Raw genomic sequence first — 24,809 nt, forward strand, 5'->3', positions numbered from 1 at the left:
AACAATGTAATAATTTCCCCCATCACCCTCGCTATCCCAGTTATACTCTCTACAGCTATACCTTACCCTTGACCATTTATGCCTGAAAATTGGATGCTTCCCAGGATTTTTCCCATTGGTGGAATTCTGTTTGACTTTTTATTTGTACTGATTGCCATCCCCATCGAAGCTTATCTTTTGCATTATCGACTCAAATTTGACAAAAAAACTAGTACTTTTTATGCTATTTCGATCAATTTATTTTCTAGTGTAATTGGTTGGTTCATATTTTTTGTATCAGAACCAATGTTACCGATACAGATAAGAGCCGAATTAATTAACTATATGTTTTTTAATAACTTTAAATCATCTAATACACAAGGCTTACTAATATTCACTGCCTTCATAATTTTCTTTGCTACTTTTTTGATGAAGTTTTTCATTTTAAAAGTATTGTTAATATCATTAAATGAGCAACTTTTTAAAAAAGAAGAGGAAGCGGAAGCACCAATATCTCAACGGCGGCGATGGCGGACTTTTGGCAACTTGAAATTCCAAAGTAATAATTTAATAATTACTGTACTAATAGCGAATTCCCTGAGTTATAGTGCTATAACTCTTATTCTATTATTTAGTGCGAAATAGCAAGCTTTTACTTAAAAGGAAGATGAGTGATTAGTTAATTAGGTGGAAGGAGGAACATGAATACGCTACTTAAAGATGTATTTGGGATTTTTAAATTTGCGGAAGGGCTTTATGCAGGAATTAGAAAAGTATTAGTTCCACCCAAAGCTTATTCTTGGCAGACATTTATTTATTTGAGTGTTTTTTCTTGGGTACTTTCATATTTAGCTACAGGCTATATCAAAGATATTATTGCCTTTTTCGGTTGGTTATTTTTAATTGCCGGCACAGCTTGGTATACAACTCAAGATCCTTTGAGAGTTCCTGGCACTTTTATGCCAGTTGGGGCAGTAATTACTGGATTCTTAGTGAGTGTTTTTGCTTTTGGAAATCAACAGGATGTAATTACACCAAGAACAATCGTTTTTTGGCCGACAATTTCAGCACTAATTACGGCAATACCAGAGTTTATTGAAGGAAGTGACACTGACGCTAAAGCTAGAATTCCTAAGCCAGAAGACCGCCAAAAAATCATAATTTTAGTTGCTAGTAGTATGCTACTAAGTTGCTGGATTCAGTTTTACTTTGTAATGGATCATTGGTTTCAACAATATCCTAGTTTGCAAGCAGATACTTTTAAACGTAGTACGGTTGTTGTCAGAACAGAAGAACGAGTAAAAATCCCGCAAAACGGTGTTGTAATTTTAGAAAGACTTCAACCAATAGTAGTAGAACAAATAAATCAAACACCTTGGTCAGAAGTAGAGAAATGGTTGCTTGAGGCAAAACAACGAGTAGGAACTCTAGGTAGAGCAGTAATTCAAAAAAACTTGGGTAAATATGAAGAGAAGGATTTATGGCGCATTGAACCGCGTGTAGCTAATACTAAGTCTGGATATATATTAGATTTATTAAGTATTTGGATAGGGCCAAGTTCTAACCTACGAGGCTATTACTTGAAAAAATCTTGTCGAATTGAACCAGTTGCAGCAACTAGCAATTCAGGCAATAAGATGACAGTTGCAGAAATTGAATGCGATCGCGCCAGTAAATTAATTGCCGGATCGCCGCCTCCGCAGCAGTGAGAAGGGGGCAAGGGAGCAGGGGAGGCAGGGGAGGCAGGGGAGCAGAGGAGCAAGGGGAGAATAACTAATGACAAATGACAAATGACTATTAACAGAATTTTTGTATTGGCAAAGAATGTGTTTCAGGAAGTGATACGCGATCGCATCCTATATATTATTGGTTTTTATGCGCTTATACTCGCTGCTGCCTTTCGCGTCCTGCCTGAATTTGCAGCTACCACTGAAAACAAAATGTTTTTAGACTTCGGGATGGCGGCGATGAATGCCATCGGGTTAATTGTGACAATATTTGTTGGTACGGGATTAGTTAATAAAGAAATTGAAAAACGTACTATTTTGGTGTTAATTGCGAAACCTGTCAGTCGCAGCGAAATTATCGTCGGCAAATACTTAGGTTTATCCGCAGTATTAGCTGTACTTGTCGCCACGATGACGGTAATTTATCTGATATTTCTGCAATTTGGTAACATTCCTCATCCAACGGCGAGTATTTTAATTGCTGCAATTTTCTTAGTATTGCAGTTGTCATTAATCACCGCTATAGCTATTACCTTCGGTGTTTTTACTGCTTCTCTTCTAGCGACTGTTTTAACCTTTGCGGTATATTTAATCGGAAATATTACTCAAGATTTAGTCCAACTAGGCCGTTTGAGTCGTAACCCTGGTATAGAACGTCTAACTGAAGGTTTGTTTCTCATTTTGCCAGATTTATCTCGATTAGATTTGAAAAATGATGCCGTTTATGGTCTGCAAGCGCTACCTGACACAACTGCACTGATTACAAATGCCGGCTATGGTTTACTTTATAGTGCCCTGTTATTAGCGATCGCTATTTTTATCTTCTCACAACGTGAATTTTAGTAATTGGGAATTGGGAATTGGAGCAAACATAAAGTTCTCCTCTCCTGACAAATGACTAATGACTAATGACTAATGACTAATAAATAACTATCTGAGGTTGCTTAATTGTGCCATCAGGCATGATAGTATCCCGAAACCTCGCATAAATCAGGTTTGTCTCCCAAAGGTTTGCTTGACTCAAGTTTGCCTTGGTTAAATTTGCCCATGTCAGGTCTGCACCAGTTAAGTTAGCCTCGGCTAAATTAGCTTCTAGCAATTTTGCTCCACATAACTTTGCTCCTGTGAGATTTGCTCTAACTAAGTTAGCTTCAATCAGTGATGCTTCAATTAATTTGGCTTCACTTAAGTCTGCTTCTCTCAAATCTACATCGCATAAAGAAGCACCCCAAAGATTACTACCTGTAAATTTCGCCCGCCATAAGAAAGTTCCGCACAAATTTGCTCGTGTTAAATCAGCATTAATCAAATTAGCTTCACACAAAGATGCTTCATACAAATTAGCGTCGCGTAAGCTAGCTTGCATCAAATTTGCACCACTTAAATTAGCACGAGTGAGAACACAGCCACACAAATTTGCGCGACTCAAATCTGCTCCTATAAAGTTAACACCAGTTAAATTAATTCCTTTTAGGTCAATTCCACTCAAGTCACATCCACTGAAATCTCGGCGTTGAAAATACTTGTTTGTGATTTGACTTAATATAAATTCCTGCTTATCAGCATAATTTTTCATGGTATTCACCTCTGGGTGTAATTTATCTCAAAGGTCGAGTGTGATAGTTACCGTATATTGAGAGTACACCCCAAATGCAGATTAGCTCAGTAAATAATCAAAAATAAATTAACCAAAAATCGCCAATCACCTGAAAATGCGTTTTTTCAGTGGTTTTTAAAACAAAAAATGCTGACATAGGTCAGGAAACATTGATAAGGTAAGGGAATCTTCAGCTACATAAAGAAAGCCCGCCCATATTGCTGTACTAAGGTTGATAGCGAAGGCTAAAGTAAAAGCCATCATCCTGAGCGTTATTGCCGCGATCGCTCAGATCGATAAATGGAAATCCATAATCGAGCCGCAAAAACAGATTATCAATTCCCATTGCTTGATTCCATAATAATCCTAAGCCTGCACCTACCAAAAAAGTTTGATCGGGTAGCTGATTGGGATTATTTGACTGATTCCAGACGGCTCCCATGTCTAGAAATGGCGCGAGTTGAATCGCGGATAACCCAGATTCATCACGCTGGACTGTGAACCGATCTTCGATCGCTACACGAAATCCATTATCCCCTGAGCGGATATTTTGGCGATATCCCCTTACGGACTGTCCACCGCCAATCACAAATTGCTGGGAGGGTAAAAGGCTATCTGGTGTTAGCTGTAAGTCTGCTTGGATAATTAACAGATGATCGGCGCTAAGTTGCTGCACGCGCTGTATTTGACCCAACCAACTGAAAAAGCGACCATCGGGTATGGGGTCATTGTTGATAGTTGCATCTAATACGTCAATGCCAAAATTAAATTGCGATCGCAAAAACCAAGCTCCTTGAGGTTCGCGCTTAATATAATCTTGACCAAATTTAATTACACTGGTGCGGCTAACGCCATTGGCATCAGGCCCAATACCAAAGGGGGTTGCAAGGTTATCGAAGAGGAAGGTTTGACCATCTTGATAGGTAAATCCCAAAGATAGGGCAAATTCTTCTCTTGGCGATCGCATCAATGGTTGACGATAATTGATTTCATAAAGATCCTGGTTGGCGCGAATGCCAAAAGCATCAAAGGGTGCTTCAGTGATTTCGTTGCGATTAAATGCCGCTCTAATCTGCACCTTACCATTCATGGCGTTCACAGGAACTTGATAGCTAAAGTCAAAGGCATCGGAACCACCAGAAAGGGTGTGGTAATAGGAGCCTGCTAACTCATCTCCCATCCCAGTTAAATTGCGATCGCGCAGTTCAATACCTAATCTTTCCGCACCAATACTCGGAGGCGAATAATTATCTACACCCAAGCTACCAGTTAAAGGGTTAGCCTCTTCAACTCTGACAATGAGAACACTTTGACCAACCTTACCCGTTGGACGCAGACGTGCTTCTACATTTGTAAATAAGGGATCGAGTCGCAACAGCTTCAGTTGATCTTCGAGCTTACTAGTATTCAGAGGAGTACCGGCACCTAATTGGATGCGACTACGAACATAAGATGGGTTTAATCGTCGCGTCCCTTCGATCTCAATCTCTGTCAAACGCCCTTCAATTACCCGAATTACCACAACACCATCGGCGGTGCTAGGCTGCTGAATGTCTGGAACTGCTCTGGAATTTATATAGCCTTTATTTAAGTAAAGCTGGGTAATAGCATCTGCGGCTTGTCTGATTTCTTCTAAAGTTAAGTCCCGTTCTTCAAAGGGTTTAACAACTGGATTAAAGTCATTTTCATTAAAAACTGTGCTATCTACAACCTGGATTTTACGAACCCGAATTCGTTGTGGTGTTTCTGGTTGGGGATTTGGTTCGGTTTGATTGGGGTTATTTTCCGGGGCAGCTTCTGATGCCTGTACTATTTGTAACTCTGGCTGACTAATCTTTTGAGTCGAGTCTGGTGTTAATATATTCGCCGTAGCTCTCAGTCCATTTGCAGTTACAATCCAGACCGCAGGCAGAATTAGTAAGCCACACTGAAAACTGAAACTGTGCTTATTTAATCTAGTAGTTGCTAGAGTTTGCCAAGTGTTTAACTGATGAGAGAAACAGACAATGCTTTTCTGATTAGTTGTTTTCGGCTTAATACCAGTTTCTGTTTCTTTTCTCATTTATCCTCAGTGGGTGCCTTATTTAACAACTGGGCTGATCTTGATTTTTGAGTGTGCTATGGCTGTATGAATATTTCAATATCATATTTTTGACATTCAAATTTCAGAAGATTTGTAACTAAAACAATAATTAACAGCGATTTTTTCTAAGTGATAGCCCGTAGCATTATATTGTGGTAACAGGTAGAAAACTTGGGAATACTTCGATGCCACCACTGATCTCCATAGTCATCGTCAATTACAACCGGGAGTCTTACCTTGGGGTAGCGATCGCCAGCGTATTAGCGCAAACATGGCAAGACTTTGAGCTACTAATTTGGGATGATGGCTCTACAGATGGATCAGTGGCGATCGCAAACGCTTATGCTCAACAAGATAGGCGAGTGCGGGTAGTAGAAGCACAGCATCAAGGAGTTTCTGCGGCTTGTAAGGCAGCGATCGCCCAAACTAGCGGCAGTTACATCGGTATCGTAGACAGTGATGATATCCTAGCCCCTACCGCCCTCGCCCAAACTGCTACAGTACTTAATCGCCACCCAGAAACAGGATTTGTTTACACCGATTACTTAAACATTGATGAAAAAAGTCAAGTCATCGGCTATGGTCATCGCTGTGACATTCCTTACTCCCCAGAGGGGCTGTTGGTAAACTTCATGACTTTCCACTTCCGCCTGATGCGCCGTTCAGCTTACGACCAGGTGGGAGGTGTTAACAAGTCGTTCCGATGTGCCGAAGATTACGACTTGTGTCTACGACTTTCAGAAGTAGCCCAAGTACGCCGAGTTGAAGAGCCACTGTATTTGTACCGAAATCATTCTCAAAGCATCTCTGTTACTAGAAAAACAGAACAAATACTCTGGTCACAGAAGGCGATCGCTCAAGCACTTTGGCGACGCGGATTAGCAGAAAAGTTACAAATCGATGTAGAATTGCCCGAAAGTCGCTTCATCTTGCGGCGTAAAAAACCTCTACTAAACAAAATCGCCGCTTCAGTCCTGGCTATTTTACCTCTGGTGACAGTCACGAGTATGGGATTATCCCAGGCACAACAAATTGTCCCTGCTGCCGATGGTACAAACACAATTGTTACACCCAACGGGAATCAACTTAATATCACTGGCGGTACAACTTCTAGAGATGGTGCTAACCTCTTTCACAGCTTTCAACAATTTGGGATTTCACCAGAACAAATCGCCAACTTTCAAGCTAGTCCGGCGCTGCAAAATATCCTTGGTCGAATTACAGGCGGGAATGCCTCAGTTATAAATGGCTTAATTCAGGTAACAGGTGGCAATGCTAACCTCTTCTTGATGAATCCAGCCGGATTTATTTTTGGATCAAACGCCAGCTCAAATGTACCTGGTGCTTTCACGGTGACAACAGCCAATGGCATTGGTTTTGGCAGCAGTTGGTTCAATGCCATTGGTGTTAATGACTACGCTGCTTTAGTTGGCAACCCCAACGGATTTGCCTTTAGTATGAACCAGCCAGGAGCGATCGCAAATGCTGGAAATTTGGCAGTAGGCGCTGGGCAAAATTTGAATTTATTGGGTGGTACTGTAGTCAACACCGGGCAACTTTCGGCACCGGGAGGGCAAATTTCTGTCACATCCGTACCAGGGCAAAATTGGGTGCGTCTGAGTCAGCCAGGAAATCTGCTGAGTCTGGAAATTCAGCCCCTCGCCTCTAGTAGCAATCAACCCAATAACTGGACAATTCCCATCGCCTCAATACCTGAATTGCTCACAGTTGGTAACACTGGGTTAACAGCCAATCCTGATGGGACTGTAAAATTAACAGAATCTAATGTGACAATTCCCACAACACCAGGCACAACAATTGTCTCTGGGAAAGTTGATGTATCAAGTCAAATAGGCGGTACGGTAACTGCTTTGGGTAAAAAAGTTGCGCTGGTTGATGCCAATATTAACGCCTCTGGAAGCAATGGCGGTGGTACTGTGTTAATTGGCGGCGATTACCAAGGTAAGGGAACTTTACCCAACGCAGATCAAACTTATATTAATTCCAACTCCGTCATTAATGCCGATAGCAATTTGAATGGAAACGGCGGACGTGTAATTGTTTGGGGTGATAAGACAACGGGATTTTTGGGCAATATTAGCGCTCGTGGCGGTCTGAACTCCGGCAATGGTGGTTTTGTGGAAGTGTCAGGTAAGGAGAACCTGATTTACAGTGGTAATGCTGTTCTGAGCGCCAAGAATGGTATTATTGGTAACTTATTACTAGACCCAACCGATATCAACATTGTAGCGATCGCTCCCCAACCGCAGGATATTTCTCTACCTGTAATCCTACAAGGCACTCCTCCAGCGACCTTCACGATTTCCCAAAATGCTCTACAAAGTCAGGATGCTGCTGTCACTCTACAAGCAACTAACAACATCACAATTGACAATGGCGTATCTTTAAACTTTGTAAATAATACAGTTGGAGGAGCAATTACATTTACCGCAGATGCAGATAATAGCGGTGTAGGCGCTTTTACAATGGGTACAGGCAACGCTATCAACACTAATGGCAGAGAAATCACCATTTCAGGAGCCAGCTTATCACTGGGAAATCTAGACACAACTCGTGATTTCGCTAGAAGCGGGAATGTAAATTTGTCTGCGACAGGCAATATTAGTGCAGGCAACATTATTGCCAGTGGACAAGGCTATTCAGCAGGTAATGTTCAAGTCGTAAGCAGCAATGGTGGAATTGCCCTCAATCAGATCAACACCAGCGATAGTGGTGGCGGTGGCGGTGGTGGCATCCCAGGAACAGTTACTTTGACTGCTGCAGGCAATATCCTCACAGATACAATTAATTCCTTTTCCAGTGATGCCAATCGCTTAGGTACGGCTGGCGATATAGTTGCAACAACTACAGCAGGTAGTATTACTACTGGGGCGATTAACTCGTCTGTAGTCAAGACTGGAGGTGGCGATTTTACTGGCACAGCCGGCGCAGTCACGTTAACTGCCACAGAGAATATCACCGTTAATGGTGGTATTGATGCCTCAGCCAGCGCCACTGAAGTGGATGGTAATGCAAGCGCTACAGGTGGCAACGTTACTTTAAGAACTACCAATCCCTTTGGCAGCACAATTCGCTTTAACAACATCAACACACAGGCCATAACGGATTTTGGTAATGCCAACACTGTTCAAGGTGGCAATGTGCAAGTGCTGACAAACGGACTAGTTCAAGGAATAGGGGTAGGTACTACCATCGCCACCGGCGGAATTTTCGATTCTGGAGAAGGAGTAACCACTAGCATCGCCGGAGGTACTGTCACAATTCGACATGATGGTGGCCCAGGTAACGTGCCATTTATTGTGGGTGATGCGACCAGTACTAATGGTACAGCCGGAACAATTGATGTGGGAGGCGGTACAACCATCGTTTCGGGTAACTTTCCAGTATTGCCAACTGGTGGAAATGCGATCGGCACCCCAACTGGCATCACTATTACTTCCGTCAACACTCCGCCTGTATTAACAGCAAACTCATCGCTACCCAACACCCAGACAAATCAACCAGTGACCTTGACATTCTCTAGCTTGGCTGCACTGGTCAACGATGCTAATAATGACATCACCTCCATCCAAGTTAATGTAGTGAATACAGGAAATCTTACTGTTAATGGACTTCCCGTCATTCCTGGGGTAACTACCTTATCTAGCGGCGATACTTTGGTGTATACCCCTCCGACTGATGTGAATGGCTCACTAAATGCCTTTGTAATTAGTGCAAATGACCGCGTTTCGTCTTCTGCACCTGTACAGGTAGGAATCAACGTCAGTCAGATTCCTCCCCGGAATGATACCCCGAATCCTCTCCCTTGCTCATTCCAATGCACTCCAGGTAAACCGAATGTCCCTGGCCCCAATAATCCTAAGATTGACAACCCCGTTATTAATACCGATCCCACACCCGAAGATCAATTCACAGATGATTTTGCCGACCATTTAGGCATCCCGACTCCTAAAATTAAAACACTAGATGATGCCAAAGAAATTGCTCGCAAAATTGAAGAAGCGACTGGTGTTAAACCTGCATTTATTTACATCAGTTTTGTTCCTGTGGAGATAATACCAGAGAGAAATTTGGGCAAATCTCAAAAATTTACTAAACAATTAAATACTCTAGCAGAGCAGAATAGCGACCAACTGGAAATAGTCGTAGTAACTGGAAAAGGCGACCCCATCCGCAAGCGCATTCCAGAAACGACCAAAGCCAAAGTTCTCCAAGTAGCTCAAGAATTTCGTGACCAAATAGTTAGTCCACAAAACCGTCGCCGCACCGGTTATTTGCGTCCATCTCAACAACTTTATCGCTGGATAATTGCACCACTAGAGGCAGATTTACAAGCCAGAGAAATCAATAATTTAGTTTTTCTACCAGATATTGGGTTACGTTCAACCCCAATGGCAGCACTTCATGATGGCAAGGGATTTCTAGTAGAAAAATATAGCATTGGCTTGATGCCCAGTATCAGCTTGACTAACACCCTTTATAAAGACATTAAAAAATCTCAAATTTTAGCGCTAGGGGTTTCTCAGAGTACACAAGGACAAGAGCCTTTACCAGCAGTTCCCCTGGAGTTATCAACACTGGTGTCTAAACTTTGGCAGGGCAAATTATTGTTAGACAAGCAAGCTACCTTAGAAAATCTCAAAACTATCCGCCGCCAACAACCTTTTGGGATTATTCACATGGCAACCCATGCCGATTTTACTACCGGCGCTTTGAGTAATTCTTATATTCAACTGTGGGAAGACAAGTTACGCTTGAACCAATTACGACAGTTGCGTTTGAATGAACCCGAAGTTGAAATGCTGGTGCTGAGTGCTTGTAGAACAGCATTAGGAGATGAAGAGTCAGAGCTTGGATTTGCAGGTTTAGCAGTGCTGGCAGGCGTGAAAACTAGTGTTGCTAGTCTTTGGTCGGTTAATGATGCTGGTACAGCAGCCTTGATGACGAAATTTTATCAAAACTTGAGGACAGCTCCAATTAAGGCAGAAGCCCTCAGACAGGCTCAGGTAGCTATGGCCAAAGGGCAAATTTATGTTAAAAATGGTCAATTAGAAGGTTTGGGAGTACTGGGGAACTTGTCTTTACCTACTAACAGTGCTGATGAAGGGGAACAATTACTTACCCATCCTTATTATTGGTCTGGATTCACAATGGTTGGTAATCCTTGGTAAAGTGGCAAGAGGAACTATACTCTCACCCTTTTACCCACGGAGAATTTTGGGCAAAAATGCGATCGCTTAACACAATTATAAACGCAGACATAAGTGGCACAAAAACCAACATAAACCTCGTCTACCTTGAGAAGCGTAGTTTTGTAGGTTTGGTGCAGCGATCGCGTAACCCAACATAAATAAGGTGGTAATGTTGGGTTACGTTTCACTCCACCCAACCTACATAAATATATCTTTTAAAAAACTCTATGTTTCAACATAGATGAGGTTTAACAAGCAATATTTCTCGGCTTTTGGGGAAAAGGGAAAGAAAAAACCTTTTCCCCAAACCCGATTCCGAATTAAAAATGCACAAGGCGAGAAGTATTGACATAACACGGAGATATGGAAGACGAGACAGGGGATTTCTCTTCGCTTCTCACAATCTATGCGTCTTCTTTAACGGCGTTCTGTCCATTAAATTTTCTCATTTCCATTGGTATTAAGCCTTTGAGTACGGTAAACCGTATTTGCTTGTTAGTTCCCAAAGATTAATTAAATTGTTAAGTTTAGTTACATAAATAAAAAAATGCTGCGACATTGCTAAACAGGAGAAATTATGAAAATAGGTAGTATCCTTAAGGATCTAAGACAAATTGAACAACTTTGTGATGCAACCTGGACATTGCATCACACAAGTCAAACTTTCTCAGAAATAAAACTTATTTAACATTATTTAACATTGCAATGAAAGCTACAGATCAATTGGTGCATTTTTTAGAGGAAGAGTTGGGTATTTCGGGTGGAGCAATTTCTCTTGCTTTGCGACATTGTGAGCAGACCCCCAACTTCCTGGCTATGACCCTCTGGCAGTATGGACTGGTAACGCTAGACCAGTTAGCCCAAATTTTTGATTGGTTGGAAACAGTATAAGCTAGCTGCTTGAATTATTTAGACTGGAAATATCTAATTTTTCCATAAAGTTACATTCTCAATAGTTTTCATTCTAAGGATTGGTAACAACATCTATGGCAATTAAAGAACAACCTAAATCACCTCGTTTTCGGATCATTGCTAATATCTTACTGGCAGTATCAGGGCTATTCCTGCTCTTAAATATATTTTTGCCTGGTTTATTTGCTTCTGGCCCTACTGGTGTTCCCTATAGTTTATTTATTCATCAAGTACAAGAAGGGGAAGTTAATCGCGTTTCTGTTGGGCAAAACCAGATTCTCTACGAACTAAAAACAGAAAATGCCGAGCCGGGCCCGGTGTTTGCAACTACACCAATTTTTGATTTAGAGTTACCCAAACTGCTAGAAGAAAAGGGAGTTGAGTTCGCTGCTACACCTCCACCCAAAAATACTTGGTTCACAACCCTCTTAAGTTGGGTGATTCCACCACTGATTTTTATTGGTATTTGGCAATTCTTTCTGTCACGTGGTGGCGGCGGTGGCCCTCAAGGTGCGCTTTCCATTGGTAAGAGCAAAGCTAAAGTTTACGTTGAAGGCGAATCAGCTAAAATCACCTTTGCAGATGTGGCTGGCGTAGAAGAAGCAAAAACTGAGTTAGTAGAAATTGTAGATTTCCTCAAGACTCCAGCACGGTTTACGCAAATTGGCGCGAGAATTCCTAAAGGTGTGTTGTTAGTTGGCCCTCCTGGTACTGGTAAGACACTTTTAGCGAAAGCCGTAGCCGGAGAAGCTGGAGTTCCATTCTTCAGCATCTCTGGTTCCGAGTTTGTGGAATTGTTCGTCGGCGTGGGTTCTTCCAGAGTGCGGGACTTGTTTGAGCAGGCGAAGAAACAGGCTCCTTGTATTATATTCATTGATGAATTGGATGCGATCGGTAAGTCTCGTAGCAGTAACGGCTTCTACGGTGGTAACGATGAGCGAGAACAGACCCTCAACCAATTACTAACGGAGATGGACGGGTTTGCGGCTGGTGATGCAACGGTGATTGTCCTAGCAGCGACCAACCGCCCCGAAAGCCTTGACTCTGCATTGCTACGTCCAGGCCGCTTTGACCGCCAAGTGTTGGTAGACCGTCCCGATTTATCTGGTCGGGAAGCAATTCTCAAGATTCACGCTCAAAAGGTAAAATTAGGAAAAGATGTAGATTTAAGAGCGATCGCTACTCGTACTCCTGGTTTTGCTGGCGCTGATTTAGCAAACTTGGTCAACGAAGCAGCATTATTGGCTGCTCGTAATCTGCGTGAAAGTGTTGCTCAAGAAGACTTCGCCGAAGCAATTGAACGGGTAGTTGCCGGCTTAGAGAAAAAGAGTCGCGTGATGAACGAGACTGAGAAAAAGATTGTTGCATACCATGAAGTTGGTCACGCAATGGTCGGGGCGCTAACTACAGGAAACGGTCGCGTAGAAAAGATTTCGATTATTCCCCGTGGGATGGCTGCTTTGGGCTACACTCTGCAATTACCAACTGAAGACCGCTTTTTGATGAATGAAGAGGAACTGCGGGGTCAGATTGCAACTCTATTAGGTGGACGTTCCGCCGAAGAGGTTGTGTTTAACAGTATTACCACAGGTGCTTCCAACGATTTGCAACGAGCAACTGACTTGGCAGAACGGATGGTAACATCTTATGGTATGAGCAAAGTCTTAGGGCCATTAGCTTACCAACAAGGACAACAATCGATGTTTTTGGGTAATGGTGGGGCTAATCCCCGACGGGCGGTGAGTGAAGACACATCCAAAGCCATTGATAGCGAAGTCAAGGAAATCGTGGAAACAGCCCACGAACAAGCCCTAGAGATTCTTAGACAGAATCGAGACTTGCTAGAAGCGATAGCGACTCAACTCTTAGAAACAGAAGTCATTGAAGGCGAAAAACTGCACGATTTGTTGAGTCAAGTGAAACCCGTAACTAATTCGTAATTAAGATTTGTCAGATTTCATCAACAGAGGGACGCAGAGCATAACTTTGCGTCCCTCTGCGTTAAACCTCTGCGTTCCTTTGCGTTTCAAAAATGCCACTTACTGCGATACAAATACCAGCTAGGAAAAATGCCAAGAAACTCCCAGTTGCACCAACAAAAGGTGTTATTGCTTGTAAGTTGGGAAAGATGACACCAAACAAACTCATTGCTAAAGCGAATCCCCCAAAATACATGCCAATTCCTAATCCCGCCCACCGTTGGGGTACTAGTCCTAGAGCAAAAGGAATTGCGCCATTGACAATTAAGCTAAAGCTAGCAACGATTAATAGAATTATCGGAATTTGTGCGCCCACAGATATCATTATCAATAAAGAGGGAATGATTGCACAGATCCCACAAAGCATTGCTTGACGATTACCAATTTTGACGGCGAAGATTCCTGCTGGTATGCTGGCAATTGCGATCGCTAATCCAATCCACACCATAAGCAGATCAACATTATCAGTATTCAGTTGGGTCTTTAGTACTTTACCCAAGACATCAAAGAGGAATCTAATACCCCAAGCTACACCAAAACCAGTTACTAAAATCAAAGCCAATTTTTGTAACGGCAACTTTACTACTTCTATTTGGTGTCTACTATCCACTGGTGCTTCTGGAGGATTGACTAACCGCAACACAGCCGCCGCCCCCAACATGACGAAAGAACCGATCGCAAAAGTATAAACTGGCCCTAAGCTCAGAATAAACTTGTGGCTTATCGGTCTAAAAGCCCCAATTACACCACCAGCTAAAGTGACAACACTTACTGCTAAAGGTAACTGGGCTGGTGTAGAATACATCCCCAAGAGGCACATCGCTGGAGAACGAAATATTGTCATTGCTAATGCCCAGGCTACCAATGCTATAGGTAAGAGCGATCGCATTACAGTAGTAGGTGGAATCAAACTCACAACGCATGGTATGGCAATAAACAAAGCCGATGCCAAAATCATACCTACTGAGATGAAGGGAAACCGAGTCCCTACCCAGCGTCTAGCTTGGTCTGAAAGTCCCCCCATCAATGGTTCTAGCAACGCACTCAAGGCATTTTCGACTAGCACCAAGGCAACTGCAAGCGAGGCGGGAAAACCAAACTGAGTCAAAAGTTGTGGCAAATATATATTATAAATTAACCAGGTGAGGGTAATTGCTCCCTGCACCACTGCCAATACCCAAACTTGCACCCATAAAATATTGAAATGAGATTTTGAGGTAGTCAAGTCGCTTCGCTCCAATTAAAAATTAAAAATTATTAATTAAAAATTCCAAGACGCTTTCTACGAGACGCTGCGCGTAGTTTGCTTCTCTATTCGCGCAGCGTCCTGTAAGGAAGGAGTATGTGGACTTGCTAACACTGCGTCATATATTATTGTTGGCTTTGTACCAAAATTAATTAAAAATTATTCTTTTTCTTAATTTTTAACTTTTAATTTTTAATTCTAAAAAGGTCATCAGGAGATGAGCGAATGGGAGACTTAAACCGCAAACTCGCTCCGATCATGGTATAAAACAGAGCAGAGGCGGAGCAGTATTTCTCCTGCCTCCTACCTCTGTTGTTAATACTCTGGAACTGAAGGATCGATTTCTCGACTCCAAGCGGTAATTCCGCCTTTGACATTTGTCCCGACAATCCCGGCTTCCTTAAGGATAGCGAGGGCTTTTGCCGATCGCCCACCCATCTTACAATGAGCGATTAAGCGGTGTCCGTTCAATATTTCCTTCACCTTCGCAACGCCATTGCCATTTTCAATGTCTGGTAAGGGTACTAACACCGAACCAGGAATCTTGGCAATTTCGTACTCATTAGGGTTGCGGACATCTAGTAGTACAAAATCCTTTGCACCGCTATCCAGCAATTCCTTCAAATCTTTAACAGTCATTTCTTGACTTTCCAACTGCTGTTTTGCCTCCTCTGCCTTAGCTTGTGGAATCCCGCAGAATTCTTCGTAGTCTACCAGTTTTTCAATCACTGGGCGAATCGGGTTAGGACGCAGTTTCAACTCCCGGAATTTCATATCTAAGGCGTTGTATAGCAGCAATCGTCCACTTAGAGTATTACCTTGTCCCAAAATGATTTTGACAGTTTCGGTTGCTTGGATTAAACCAATAATTCCTGGCAAAATACCGAGTACGCCACCTTCTGCACAAGAGGGAACCATTCCTGGTGGTGGTGGTTCTGGGAAAAGGTCACGATAATTTGGCCCACCTTGGTAGTTAAATACAGTAGCTTGCCCTTCAAAGCGTAAAATTGAACCGTAGACGTTGGGCTTATTCAACAATACGCAAGCGTCGTTAACTAGATATCTAGTGGGGAAGTTATCAGTACCATCTACGACGATATCGTAAGGTTCAAGGATTTCTAGGGCGTTTTCGGAAGTCAGGCGAGTTTCGTATAAATCAACCTGACAATAGGGGTTAATCTCGTGAATGCGGTTTTTTGCCGATTCAATCTTGGGTTTACCCACCCAAGATGTCCCGTGGATGACTTGGCGTTGCAGATTGGAAGTATCGACAACATCGAAATCGACAATCCCAATTCGTCCAATACCCGCCGCCGCCAGATATAAAAGTAGTGGTGAACCTAGTCCACCTGTACCTATACACTGTACACTGGCGGCTTTCAGGCGCTTCTGTCCTTCTAGTCCTACTTCCGGTAAAATCAGGTGTCGGGAGTAGCGTTCGTAATCGTCTTTGGTCAACTGGATTTCGTCCAGATTGGGATTGAGCATAGCAGTTATGATCTGGGAGAGCGGAATATTAATCCTATCGAAAAACTGTATCTCTTATGGAGATAGGGAGTGGGGAAGATGAATTTTCTATCCGTGGTGGCGGCTAAAACCGCTACGAGTGACTGTCTTTGAACTAAGCCAGTTATTTTATATTCTCAATTGTCTCTGCTTGGAATTGATGACTATCGTCAAGGCTCCAGCTTTGAAGTTCTCCAGCTTTACCGTTTTGGACGGTAACTATTATATACGAGTATCCTTGCCAAGCGTATAAGCGATCGCATTCTGAAGGGATAGCAGGATGATCTGGGTGGGAGTGAAAAATGCCGATGATGTTCAGTGAGCGATTACGTGCTTCCTTTTGGGTTTTTAGCATAACTTCGGGTGCGATCGCATATTGCCGTCTTTTACTTTCTGCTGTGTGTTCCCCTGAAAACTCAGCACCTGCTTCTGTATTCCAGGCGTTTTCTGTTGGTATGACTTCAACTACAATTTTGCCCTCATTAGCCAAATAGCCTAAAATTATACCGCAACACTCCTCTGGATAGGCGCTTTCGGCATGGGCGCGGATAGTTTGCAAGTGTTCTGGGCTAAGTTGGATCATCTCTGCGTTTCTAATTTTTTAGTTGCTAGCTAGGGATAATCTTATTTGCATAACAGCTTAGTTACTGGTTTTGTTTTGAAGATAGCGATCGCTATCTTCAATATTAAGTATTTTTATTCATCTTTTGGGATGTTGGTGCTGCTTTGTGCATATTCTTAGACAATAAAAATATAAAAGACATCTCCAGAAATTAAATATGCGTTATCCAGAATCCTTGTAGAGACGTAGCAGTGCTACGTCTCTACATTCATTTTCACTCCTATGTCTAAAGAATATACTTTCTAAGTACTCTTGACGAACTCTGCAATCTCTATACGATTCCCACCGGGATCGCGGAGGAAAAACCGCACGCATCCTGGTAGTGGTCGTTGATCGGGAATAATTTTTACTCCATACTCTTTTAGGTGTTTCTCAAAGGTGTTCAAGTCATCAACTTGGAAACAAAAATGTCTTCTAGATACTTGGTTATTGGCGTTTTTCTCTCTACTAACGTGCAATTCAATGTTTCCCACCTGATACCAGGCTCCTGAATCGTTTTTGACCGCATCAGGTCTGGGAATTTCAGTCAATCCCAAAATTCTGCTGTAGAAAGATAGCATTGCATCCTCTACCTCAAGAGGATAAGTTGCCTGAATATGATGAACTGCTTTGAGCGCCATTTTCATTCTCCTGTTGGGATATCTCAGAATTTAGGGGACAGAAAAAAGTTATTCCCTATTCCCGGTAAGCTATTTCCTTCTTAAATAAGGACTTGCCTTTGGACATTGTTTGTGAAATACTACTCTATAAACTACGGTAAATCGGTAAAGTTTAAGTATTTTTGTACAAAACTTACCACAAAACATTTCGTTCTCAAAGTAATTACAGGCTAATCCCTACGATGACAAACACAGAAATTCGCACCACTCAAGTTAAAGTTCCTAACGGGGATTTGCAAATCGATGCTTACTTAGCGGAACCTGCACAAAAGGGAACCTTCCCAGCCGTTATCGTGATTCAGGAAATTTTTGGGGTTAACATTCACATTCGAGAAGTTGCTGAGAAATTTGCCAAAGAAGGCTATGTTGCGATCGCACCGACTTTATTTCAACGCACTGCTCCCGGTTTTGAGGGTGGATACACCCCTGAAGATGTCCAGCAAGGAAGAGGGTATAAGGAACAGACAACAGCCGAGGAAATATTGAGTGATATTAAGGCTGCGATCGCCTATTTAAAAACCTTACCAAATGTGCAAGGAGATGCGATTGGCTCCATTGGTTTCTGCTTTGGTGGTCACGTAGTTTATCTAGCTGCCACTTTACCAGATATTAAAGTTACAGCTTCCTTCTATGGTGGTGGTATTCCCAACTCAACTCCCGGTGGTGGAGAACCAAGCATCACCCGCACTCCTGATATTAAGGGCCCCATTTACGCCTTCTTTGGCCTTGACGATCAGGGAATCCCTTTAGAACAAACGGAACAGATTGAGGCTGAATTGAAGAAAAATCAGATTCCTCATGCTATATTTCGCTATTCTGGCGCAGGACATGGCTTTTTCTGCAACCATCGCGCTAGCTACAATGCCGAAGCTGCTGCCGATGCTTGGAAAAACGTTCAAGAACTTTTCCAGAAGAACCTTCAGCTTCAAAAAGTTTAAATCTTTGGGTTAAGGGTAATGTAATGTTCGACGGCTTATGTGTTGTTCGCCTAACAATCTAAATCAAAAAACCTCTAAGAGATTTTACGACACAAAACCGTCCCTCTCCGATGCAAAGAGAAACTTGAACTTTAGTTCAAGTCTAGAAGAGTTTGATTGAACTTACATTATGAGCAATACGCAGTAGAGACGAACAGATGTCATAGGTGTTCAGTCTTGTTTCAAAATGCCCAATCAATGAGGAATATTTCTAGCCTCTGGCTGGAAATGAAGTTTTAAAAGGGTTGGCATTTAAGTTGACACCAATGTACAGATGTTACCCTACTGAGCATCGGTAACTATTAGCCAAATAAAAACAAAGTATCACGTCCATGATTACCGCTTTCAAACAGCCACAAGTTAGTATTTTTCAGCGTTTTTCACTATTCCTATTACCTGGATTATTAACAATTTCAACTACCTTAATTAGTTGTTCAGTTACAACCCCAAACGCAGGGAATGAAACCACTGGCTTTAAAACTAAAACTGTCCGTATGGGATATCAAAGCTCTGGGGATCTGGTCAGACTTAAAGGATTGATAGAAAAGCGTTTACAGCCTTTAGGTGTCTCCGTCGAATGGGCACAATTTGCCGCCGGGCCGCAACTGATGGAAGCGATGAATGTAGGTAGAGTTGATATTGGTTCTGTAGGCGAAACTCCACCGATATTTGCCCAAGCTGCTGGTACATCTTTAGTATATGTTGCTAGTAATAAACCCAGTACAGGTAAAGGAAGTGGAATTATCGTCCAAAATAATTCGTCAATTCGCACTTTAGCTGATCTCAAAGGTAAAAAAGTAGTTTTTCAAAAAGGTTCTGCTTCCCATTACTTATTAATAAAAGCTTTAGAAGAGGCTGGTTTGAAATATAGTGATATTCAAGCCATTAGTCTCCCTCCTTCAGAAGCCCGTGATGCTTTTATTCAAGGCAAAATAGATGCCTGGGTAACTTGGGACCCTTATTTAGCTGTAGCACAAAAAAAGGCAAATGCTCGTGTTTTGAGAGATGCTAGCGGCATCTCTACTCAGGGTGGATATTACATGGCTGCGCGAAAATTTGCCACAGAAAACCCGAAATTAGTACGATTAGTTCTTGAAGAGATAGATAACACAGGTCAATGGGGTGAAAAGAACCGAGCAGAAGTTGTAAAGCTGACTATTCCTCATCTCAAAATTGATGAAGATATTTTAGCAACAATGATTGAAAGGCGAGCTTATGGCTTAAGACCCATTACGCCAGAAATCATGGAAAATCAACAGAAAATTGCAGATTTGTTTGCCACAGAAAAAGTGATTCCTAAACCAATCAATATCAAGGAAGCGATGCTGAGTAGCGAACAATATGCAGCCATCACACCAGAAACCATTAGTCAGAAGTAGTAAGCTGTTACGCAAATAAGATTGCACATCAACTGGTGAGGTTGTCAATTGTCCTTTGTCCTTTGTCCTTGGTAAACACAAATGACAAATGACAAATGACTAATGACGGTCTACACGGAAAATATTGCAATATGTAGGTGCGTTAGCTTACCAATGGCAGATTCCTCATCAGCCAGGGTATCAAAAATGGGTTTGATATCTGAAGTCAAGTCGCTTCTCTACGAGACGCTGCGCGAACGCTCCAATTAAAAATTAAAAATTAAAAACAATTAGTGAGAGCTTGAACTCACAACTAATTGTTGGCGTAGCGTCCCGTAGAGAAGATTGTGGCGGGGGCTTGTACCCAGAATTAATTAATTCAAAATTATTTCCATTCTTCCTAACAGAATTTTGAATTTTGAATTCAAAAAAGGTCATAAGTTTTATAGACTCTTTCCCGCACAATTCCTGAATTAAATCTGGAATTGAACCTCAAGTAGTGGCAAATGTCAAGCGATCATTCCCTTTTGAACATTATCTGTGCCACTGCGAACCTCATGTATGCGTTCCTCGCCAGGATTTTCTGGGATAAATCCACCTGCTTGCATTTTCCATAACCTGTGATAAGCACCGCCAAGTGCCAGTAGTTGAGCGTGGGAACCATCTTCAATAATGCGACCTTTATCGAACACCAAAATCCGGTCTAGATGGACGATGGTAGATAGTCGATGAGCCACCACAATGACCGTTTTCCCATTCATTGCTAAGTCGAGGGTATCTTGGATCGCTTTTTCGGTGATTGAATCGAGGCTAGAGGTGGCTTCATCTAAAATCAGGATCGGCGCGTCTTTGAGAATTACCCGTGCGATCGCAATGCGTTGTCTCTGCCCTCCAGATAACTTGACACCGCGTTCGCCCACCAGAGAATTATAACCATCCTGACTTTGGATGATGAAATCGTGAGCATTAGCCTTTCGCGCCGCCTCGAACACTTCCTCATCGGTTGCATCTAAGCGTCCGTAACGAATATTTTCTAGCAGAGTGCGATGGAACAGAGATGGATCTTGGGGAATCAAGCTGATCTGTGCGTGTAGGGCATCCTGAGTCATGTCTCGAATATCGACCCCATCAATAATAATCTGTCCAGATTGGGGGTCGAACAAACGCAGAATTAGATTGACAAAGCTGGATTTTCCCGAACCAGAGAAGCCCACCAGTCCGACACGCTGTCCAGCTTGGATGGTGACAGAAAGGTTGTTGAAAACTTTCTTTTCATCAGAGTAATTGAAATTCACCCGGCGAAACTCAATCTTACCTTGGGTAATTGGGTGTGCGATCGCGCGATCGCGATCAACCAACTCGTGGGGTTGAACGATGGTAAAGACACCATTGGCAACATTGCCGATATGTTCAAAAAATTCCAGAAAGCGGCGGCTCAAATTCCGGGCTTCAATGATGATCAATAGCGACAGGCTAGTTGCGACGACGAAATCAGCAGTAGCGATCTTCCCTTGACTCCAGAGAAAGAGCGAGTAATACAGGGTGCTGATTTTCAGAATGGCTGCCGAGATGAACTGAAACCAGCGAATTCGCTCCGAATACCAGTTGGACTTTCTCACCTGTTTGAGTTCGCGGCTTAATTGCTCATTCAAATAACGTCGTTCAAAACCCAAACGAGCAAACAATCGGCTACTAGTAAGATTTGTTACTGTATCTACGATGATGCCAGTTGTCTCACTTCTTGCGGCTGCGGCTTTCCGAGAGTAAATTCGGCAGCGAGTTGCCAGCCAGAACGAAATAGTGATGAAAAGAACTGCCCACACGCCCACGAGTGCAGCCAGGGGAGGATAAGCGCGATACAGTAACATCGTGGCAACAATATACACAACAATTACTGCCATAAATTCAGTAATTAACATTTGCATCGTCTGAGTAACACCCAGAGAAGTTTCGCTAATCCGATGTGCTAATGCCCCGGAAAAACTGCTGCTCATATAGCGATGCGAATGGTGTTGCAAGTAGGCATATAGCGATCGCACAATATGTTGTCGGTGGATTGGATGGAGGATAGTTTGCAAGAGTCCAGCCGAACGCCCGAATATTACTTCACCCACACTCAAGGCGATGAACAGCATCAGGGGTTGCCTCATGGCATCAAAAATGGGCTGGCTGTTGCCCGTTGATTTCGTCACACCTCGGATGATCTCACCAATGGCATAAGGCAACATAACGCCACAGGTCGCGTGTACCATCTCCAAGCTCACCATTAACACATACCACCAGCGAAACTGGTTAACAAAATATAAAATGAACCTGAATGGAGTTGATGGTAGGTTTGGTGCATCAGCAGCACGTTGAAAGGGTTTGAATTGTCTGGTCTTTTTCGTCATGAAGGTCGATCCACTAGCATCATTTTGGCTGTTCTGCAAGATAAAAATGGACGACTATATAAGCCGTCCGGTGGTATTAGGGACTTCTGGCAGCACTGTTTAAAAACTTTTGCTGTTTGGTTGTAGCTGACTTATTTACTCGTTTAATTAATAAACTTTTGGACATTAAATTTGCACATTAGTTAGAAAGAAGAATTTTTTAGTGATGGATATTTTGCTCATTTAAGATTATGAAAATTACAAGCTTGATGTGTGTCTTTTAGCAAGACCTATAGTAGCTATCAGATAAGTTAAGACATAAATAAATGAGAAAAACTACCAAAAGAATTTTAAGCTTGCTCCCTACTGTACATCACTAGATCATAATTTCTGGTGGGGTAATTGCAGTATAGATATCAGGCGGAAGTAACGCATCTTTAATGTTGATTTTCTTTGGTATTACACCCTCATCAAAAAACAAATCTGCCACACGTTGTTGTTCTTTTATCAGCGCAGAACTAAGTCCTCTACGTCCTACAAAAGTGCGACGAGACATTGCTATTTCCACGACATCTGGATCGAGCTTTTGTTCAGAGATCATCAATTTGGCAACTTCGCCTCTATTTGCCTCTGCCCACTTGTCGAGCTTATTAAGCTCCTCAATGATAATTTTTAGCAAACCAAGATTTTCTTCGGCAAACTTTCTGTCAGCAATATAGTAAGCACCAGGAGAATCTAGCCCAACAGAATCTTTGAGGACTCGAATTCGACCCATCTTTTGGGCGATCGCATAGTGGGGATCTCCTGTCATCCAAACGGGAATTTTACCTTCGAGGAAAGCAGCCCGTGCTTCGATTGTGGGAAGACTTCTGATTTTAATATCTTTGAGAGTTAAGCCGATAGACTGCAAGGCTCTGATAATAAAGTAATGCGATGCCGAGCCTTTTTGAAAGTAAACTTCTTGACCCTTAATATCCTCAAACTTCTTAAGGGGAGATTCTGGTGGAACAGCAATAACACTACTTGTCCCTGTCCTTCGGTTTCTTTGTGTACCTACTACATAAACAAGTTCAGATCCAGCCACTTGTGCAAAAATTGGTGGTGTTTCTCCCACAGATCCCACGTCAACTTTTTTTGCAGCCATCCCTTCCATAAGTTGGGGCCCTTGGACAAATTGTGACCATTCCACCCTAATCCCCAACGGTTCCAAGCGTTTCTCTAAAACTTTCCGATTTCTGAAGAGATCCCCCGCACTTTGATATCCCATGCGGAGAACTTTCGTTTTTATTCCAAGGGAAGTTTCACTGGCATTAGTACTGTTTAGCAAAGAAGACTGTTCGCTTTGATCGCTACAACTCCCTAACAGATATGCCATAGAAAATCCACATAGCCCTGAAGTAGAAAAATGGAGAAAACGACGGCGTTTAATCCTAGCTATTTTATCCATGAGATATTTCTGATTTGTCATTTGTCATTGGTCATTGGTCATTTGTCATTAGTTATTTGTTGCGTACTTGTTTCTCTAATTTCTAACGGAGAGAATCTCCTCTTCGGTATTCGGCGGTTAAGTCATCTAACTTTTGTTTCAAACTGTCGTCGAGTTTTAGTTCTACTGCTTTGAGATTGTCAGCAAGTTGTTGTGGACGGCTAGCGCCAATGATTGGGGCAGTGATAATGGGATTAGATAAAACCCAAGCTACTGCTAAGGTGGTGAGAGACAATCCGGCGAGATCGGCGACTGTGCGTAATTCCTCGACAGTATTAAATTCGCGATCGTGCCAATAGCGTTCTTGATAACGTTCTGCGGCAGCACCTAACGTAAAACGTGTACCGGAGGTAGGACCTTGAGCGAGAATGTGTTTGCCGGTGAGCAAACCGCCCGCCAACGGATTGTAGGAAATTACACCCAGTCCTTCTTCTTTAGCTAGGGGCAATAGTTCTCGCTCAATTTCGCGGAACAACAGGTTGTAGCGGGGCTGAATTGAGATAAATCTGGTTAAATTGCGTGTTTCGGCGCGACCCAAGGCGCGGGCGAGTCGGTAGGCTAAGAAGTTGGAAACCCCGATGTAGCGTACTTTGCCAGCACGAACTACCGCGTCCAGTGCTTCTAGAGTTTCATCGAGGGGGGTGGAAGCATCGTCGGAGTGCAATTGGTACAAGTCAATATAGTCGGTTCCCAAACGTCGTAGGGAAGCATCGATCGCATCTAGAATATGTTTGCGCGAAGCACCCTGATCCCAAGGTGCAGGACCAACCCGGCCGACGCACTTGGTAGCTAAGATAAAATGTTCGCGTTTGCCTTTGAGCCAGCGCCCAACGATTTCTTCGGTACGGCCAGCAGTGGTAAGCCCGCCGCCAAGTGGATAAACATCGGCTGTATCCAAAAAGTTGATTCCGCCATCGGCTGCCGTGTCGAGGATATCTCTAGAAGTTTCTTCGTCAGTCTGCAATCCAAAGGTCATGGTGCCAAGACAAAGACGGGAAACAGTTAATCCAGTTTTACCGAGATTGATAGTTGGTAAGGTCACGTCGCTTCGCTCCGAATTCAAAATTCAAAATTTAAAATTAATAATTCCCATACT

General features: G+C 42.7%; 19 protein-coding genes. 10 read left to right on the forward strand and 9 right to left on the reverse strand.

What is annotated here, in order from left to right:
• Positions 1–78 precede the first annotated feature (78 nt).
• The 3 genes from fraC to ACFFRD_RS26165 all read left to right on the forward strand — a co-directional run bounded on the left by fraC (position 79) and on the right by ACFFRD_RS26165 (position 2,549).
• Positions 79–624 carry a filament integrity protein FraC gene (gene fraC, locus ACFFRD_RS26155; RefSeq protein WP_392478419.1) on the forward strand — a complete coding sequence of 182 codons (546 nt, stop codon included), beginning with the start codon at positions 79–81 and terminating at the stop codon, positions 622–624.
• A gap of 56 nt (positions 625–680) precedes the next feature.
• Positions 681–1,688 (forward strand): septal junction protein FraD, encoded by a 1,008-nt coding sequence (gene fraD, locus ACFFRD_RS26160; protein WP_392478420.1) that lies wholly within the window; start codon positions 681–683, stop codon positions 1,686–1,688.
• 81 nt (positions 1,689–1,769) lie between these two features.
• A complete protein-coding gene (locus ACFFRD_RS26165) occupies positions 1,770–2,549 on the forward strand; it encodes an ABC transporter permease (protein ID WP_392478422.1) in 780 nt (259 codons plus the stop codon).
• 76 nt (positions 2,550–2,625) lie between these two features.
• Here the strand turns inward: ACFFRD_RS26165 and ACFFRD_RS26170 are convergent, their stop codons facing one another.
• Positions 2,626–3,282 (reverse strand): pentapeptide repeat-containing protein, encoded by a 657-nt coding sequence (locus ACFFRD_RS26170; protein WP_392478425.1) that lies wholly within the window; start codon positions 3,280–3,282, stop codon positions 2,626–2,628.
• A 247-nt stretch (positions 3,283–3,529) separates the two neighbouring features.
• Complete coding sequence (locus ACFFRD_RS26175; protein ID WP_392478426.1) at positions 3,530–5,365, reverse strand: ShlB/FhaC/HecB family hemolysin secretion/activation protein; 1,836 nt, start codon at positions 5,363–5,365, stop codon at positions 3,530–3,532.
• Positions 5,366–5,571: 206 nt separating this feature from the next.
• Here ACFFRD_RS26175 and ACFFRD_RS26180 point away from each other — a divergent pair, with 206 nt between their 5' ends.
• The 4 genes from ACFFRD_RS26180 to ftsH4 all read left to right on the forward strand — a co-directional run bounded on the left by ACFFRD_RS26180 (position 5,572) and on the right by ftsH4 (position 13,451).
• A complete protein-coding gene (locus tag ACFFRD_RS26180; RefSeq protein ID WP_392478428.1) occupies positions 5,572–10,578 on the forward strand; it encodes a CHAT domain-containing protein in 5,007 nt (1,668 codons plus the stop codon).
• The gene (locus ACFFRD_RS26185; protein ID WP_392478429.1) at positions 10,572–10,757 is read left to right on the forward strand and encodes a hypothetical protein; all 186 of its coding nucleotides are present in this window, start codon (positions 10,572–10,574) and stop codon (positions 10,755–10,757) included. Before ACFFRD_RS26180 ends, ACFFRD_RS26185 begins: the two co-directional genes overlap by 7 nt.
• A 547-nt stretch (positions 10,758–11,304) precedes the next feature.
• Complete coding sequence (locus ACFFRD_RS26190) at positions 11,305–11,490, forward strand: DUF2949 domain-containing protein (protein WP_114080862.1); 186 nt, start codon at positions 11,305–11,307, stop codon at positions 11,488–11,490.
• A gap of 95 nt (positions 11,491–11,585) precedes the next feature.
• Positions 11,586–13,451 (forward strand): ATP-dependent zinc metalloprotease FtsH4, encoded by a 1,866-nt coding sequence (gene ftsH4 / locus ACFFRD_RS26195; protein WP_392478431.1) that lies wholly within the window; start codon positions 11,586–11,588, stop codon positions 13,449–13,451.
• A gap of 61 nt (positions 13,452–13,512) precedes the next feature.
• Here the strand turns inward: ftsH4 and ACFFRD_RS26200 are convergent, their stop codons facing one another.
• The 4 genes from ACFFRD_RS26200 to ACFFRD_RS26215 form a co-directional block, all read right to left on the reverse strand.
• On the reverse strand, positions 13,513–14,715 hold the full coding sequence (locus ACFFRD_RS26200; RefSeq protein ID WP_392478433.1) for an MFS transporter: 1,203 nt from the start codon (positions 14,713–14,715) through the stop codon (positions 13,513–13,515).
• A gap of 336 nt (positions 14,716–15,051) precedes the next feature.
• Complete coding sequence (gene moeB / locus ACFFRD_RS26205) at positions 15,052–16,224, reverse strand: molybdopterin-synthase adenylyltransferase MoeB (RefSeq protein ID WP_392478434.1); 1,173 nt, start codon at positions 16,222–16,224, stop codon at positions 15,052–15,054.
• A gap of 142 nt (positions 16,225–16,366) precedes the next feature.
• Positions 16,367–16,825, reverse strand: coding sequence for a Mov34/MPN/PAD-1 family protein (locus ACFFRD_RS26210; RefSeq protein WP_392478435.1), 459 nt, complete (start codon positions 16,823–16,825; stop codon positions 16,367–16,369).
• Positions 16,826–17,106: 281 nt separating this feature from the next.
• Positions 17,107–17,484, reverse strand: coding sequence for a VOC family protein (locus tag ACFFRD_RS26215; RefSeq protein ID WP_392478436.1), 378 nt, complete (start codon positions 17,482–17,484; stop codon positions 17,107–17,109).
• Positions 17,485–17,705: 221 nt separating this feature from the next.
• On the opposite strand from ACFFRD_RS26215, the gene ACFFRD_RS26220 reads away from it, so the two are divergent.
• The 3 genes from ACFFRD_RS26220 (at position 17,706) to ACFFRD_RS26230 (ending at position 20,128) form a co-directional block, all read left to right on the forward strand.
• Complete coding sequence (locus tag ACFFRD_RS26220; protein ID WP_392478437.1) at positions 17,706–18,461, forward strand: dienelactone hydrolase family protein; 756 nt, start codon at positions 17,706–17,708, stop codon at positions 18,459–18,461.
• Between the two features lie 371 nt (positions 18,462–18,832).
• The gene (locus ACFFRD_RS26225; protein ID WP_190961571.1) at positions 18,833–19,879 is read left to right on the forward strand and encodes a sulfonate ABC transporter substrate-binding protein; all 1,047 of its coding nucleotides are present in this window, start codon (positions 18,833–18,835) and stop codon (positions 19,877–19,879) included.
• Between the two features lie 102 nt (positions 19,880–19,981).
• Complete coding sequence (locus ACFFRD_RS26230; RefSeq protein WP_392478439.1) at positions 19,982–20,128, forward strand: hypothetical protein; 147 nt, start codon at positions 19,982–19,984, stop codon at positions 20,126–20,128.
• A 239-nt stretch (positions 20,129–20,367) separates the two neighbouring features.
• Here ACFFRD_RS26230 and ACFFRD_RS26235 read toward each other — a convergent pair whose 3' ends face one another.
• From ACFFRD_RS26235 to ACFFRD_RS26245, 3 genes are all read right to left on the reverse strand, one after another.
• Positions 20,368–22,248, reverse strand: coding sequence for an ABC transporter ATP-binding protein (locus ACFFRD_RS26235; RefSeq protein ID WP_392478442.1), 1,881 nt, complete (start codon positions 22,246–22,248; stop codon positions 20,368–20,370).
• Positions 22,249–22,603: 355 nt separating this feature from the next.
• Positions 22,604–23,695 (reverse strand): aliphatic sulfonate ABC transporter substrate-binding protein, encoded by a 1,092-nt coding sequence (locus tag ACFFRD_RS26240; RefSeq protein ID WP_392478443.1) that lies wholly within the window; start codon positions 23,693–23,695, stop codon positions 22,604–22,606.
• A gap of 61 nt (positions 23,696–23,756) precedes the next feature.
• Positions 23,757–24,755 carry an aldo/keto reductase gene (locus ACFFRD_RS26245; protein ID WP_392478445.1) on the reverse strand — a complete coding sequence of 333 codons (999 nt, stop codon included), beginning with the start codon at positions 24,753–24,755 and terminating at the stop codon, positions 23,757–23,759.
• Positions 24,756–24,809 lie beyond the last annotated feature (54 nt).

This window comes from Nostoc sp. C110 (assembly GCF_043099725.1).
GTDB lineage: Bacteria > Cyanobacteriota > Cyanobacteriia > Cyanobacteriales > Nostocaceae > Nostoc > Nostoc muscorum_A.

Coding starts and splice junctions, on each gene's coding strand:
- ACFFRD_RS26210 (WP_392478435.1), bottom strand. CDS start 16,825: ATGATCCAACTTAGCCCAGAACACTTGCAAACTATCCGCGCCCATGCC.
- ACFFRD_RS26235 (WP_392478442.1), bottom strand. CDS start 22,248: ATGACGAAAAAGACCAGACAATTCAAACCCTTTCAACGTGCTGCTGAT.
- ACFFRD_RS26170 (WP_392478425.1), bottom strand. CDS start 3,282: ATGAAAAATTATGCTGATAAGCAGGAATTTATATTAAGTCAAATCACA.
- moeB (WP_392478434.1), bottom strand. CDS start 16,224: ATGCTCAATCCCAATCTGGACGAAATCCAGTTGACCAAAGACGATTAC.
- ACFFRD_RS26220 (WP_392478437.1), top strand. CDS start 17,706: ATGACAAACACAGAAATTCGCACCACTCAAGTTAAAGTTCCTAACGGG.
- ACFFRD_RS26225 (WP_190961571.1), top strand. CDS start 18,833: ATGATTACCGCTTTCAAACAGCCACAAGTTAGTATTTTTCAGCGTTTT.
- fraD (WP_392478420.1), top strand. CDS start 681: ATGAATACGCTACTTAAAGATGTATTTGGGATTTTTAAATTTGCGGAA.
- ACFFRD_RS26175 (WP_392478426.1), bottom strand. CDS start 5,365: ATGAGAAAAGAAACAGAAACTGGTATTAAGCCGAAAACAACTAATCAG.
- ACFFRD_RS26230 (WP_392478439.1), top strand. CDS start 19,982: ATGACGGTCTACACGGAAAATATTGCAATATGTAGGTGCGTTAGCTTA.
- ftsH4 (WP_392478431.1), top strand. CDS start 11,586: ATGGCAATTAAAGAACAACCTAAATCACCTCGTTTTCGGATCATTGCT.
- ACFFRD_RS26190 (WP_114080862.1), top strand. CDS start 11,305: ATGAAAGCTACAGATCAATTGGTGCATTTTTTAGAGGAAGAGTTGGGT.
- ACFFRD_RS26165 (WP_392478422.1), top strand. CDS start 1,770: ATGACTATTAACAGAATTTTTGTATTGGCAAAGAATGTGTTTCAGGAA.
- ACFFRD_RS26240 (WP_392478443.1), bottom strand. CDS start 23,695: ATGACAAATCAGAAATATCTCATGGATAAAATAGCTAGGATTAAACGC.
- fraC (WP_392478419.1), top strand. CDS start 79: ATGCCTGAAAATTGGATGCTTCCCAGGATTTTTCCCATTGGTGGAATT.
- ACFFRD_RS26180 (WP_392478428.1), top strand. CDS start 5,572: ATGCCACCACTGATCTCCATAGTCATCGTCAATTACAACCGGGAGTCT.
- ACFFRD_RS26215 (WP_392478436.1), bottom strand. CDS start 17,484: ATGGCGCTCAAAGCAGTTCATCATATTCAGGCAACTTATCCTCTTGAG.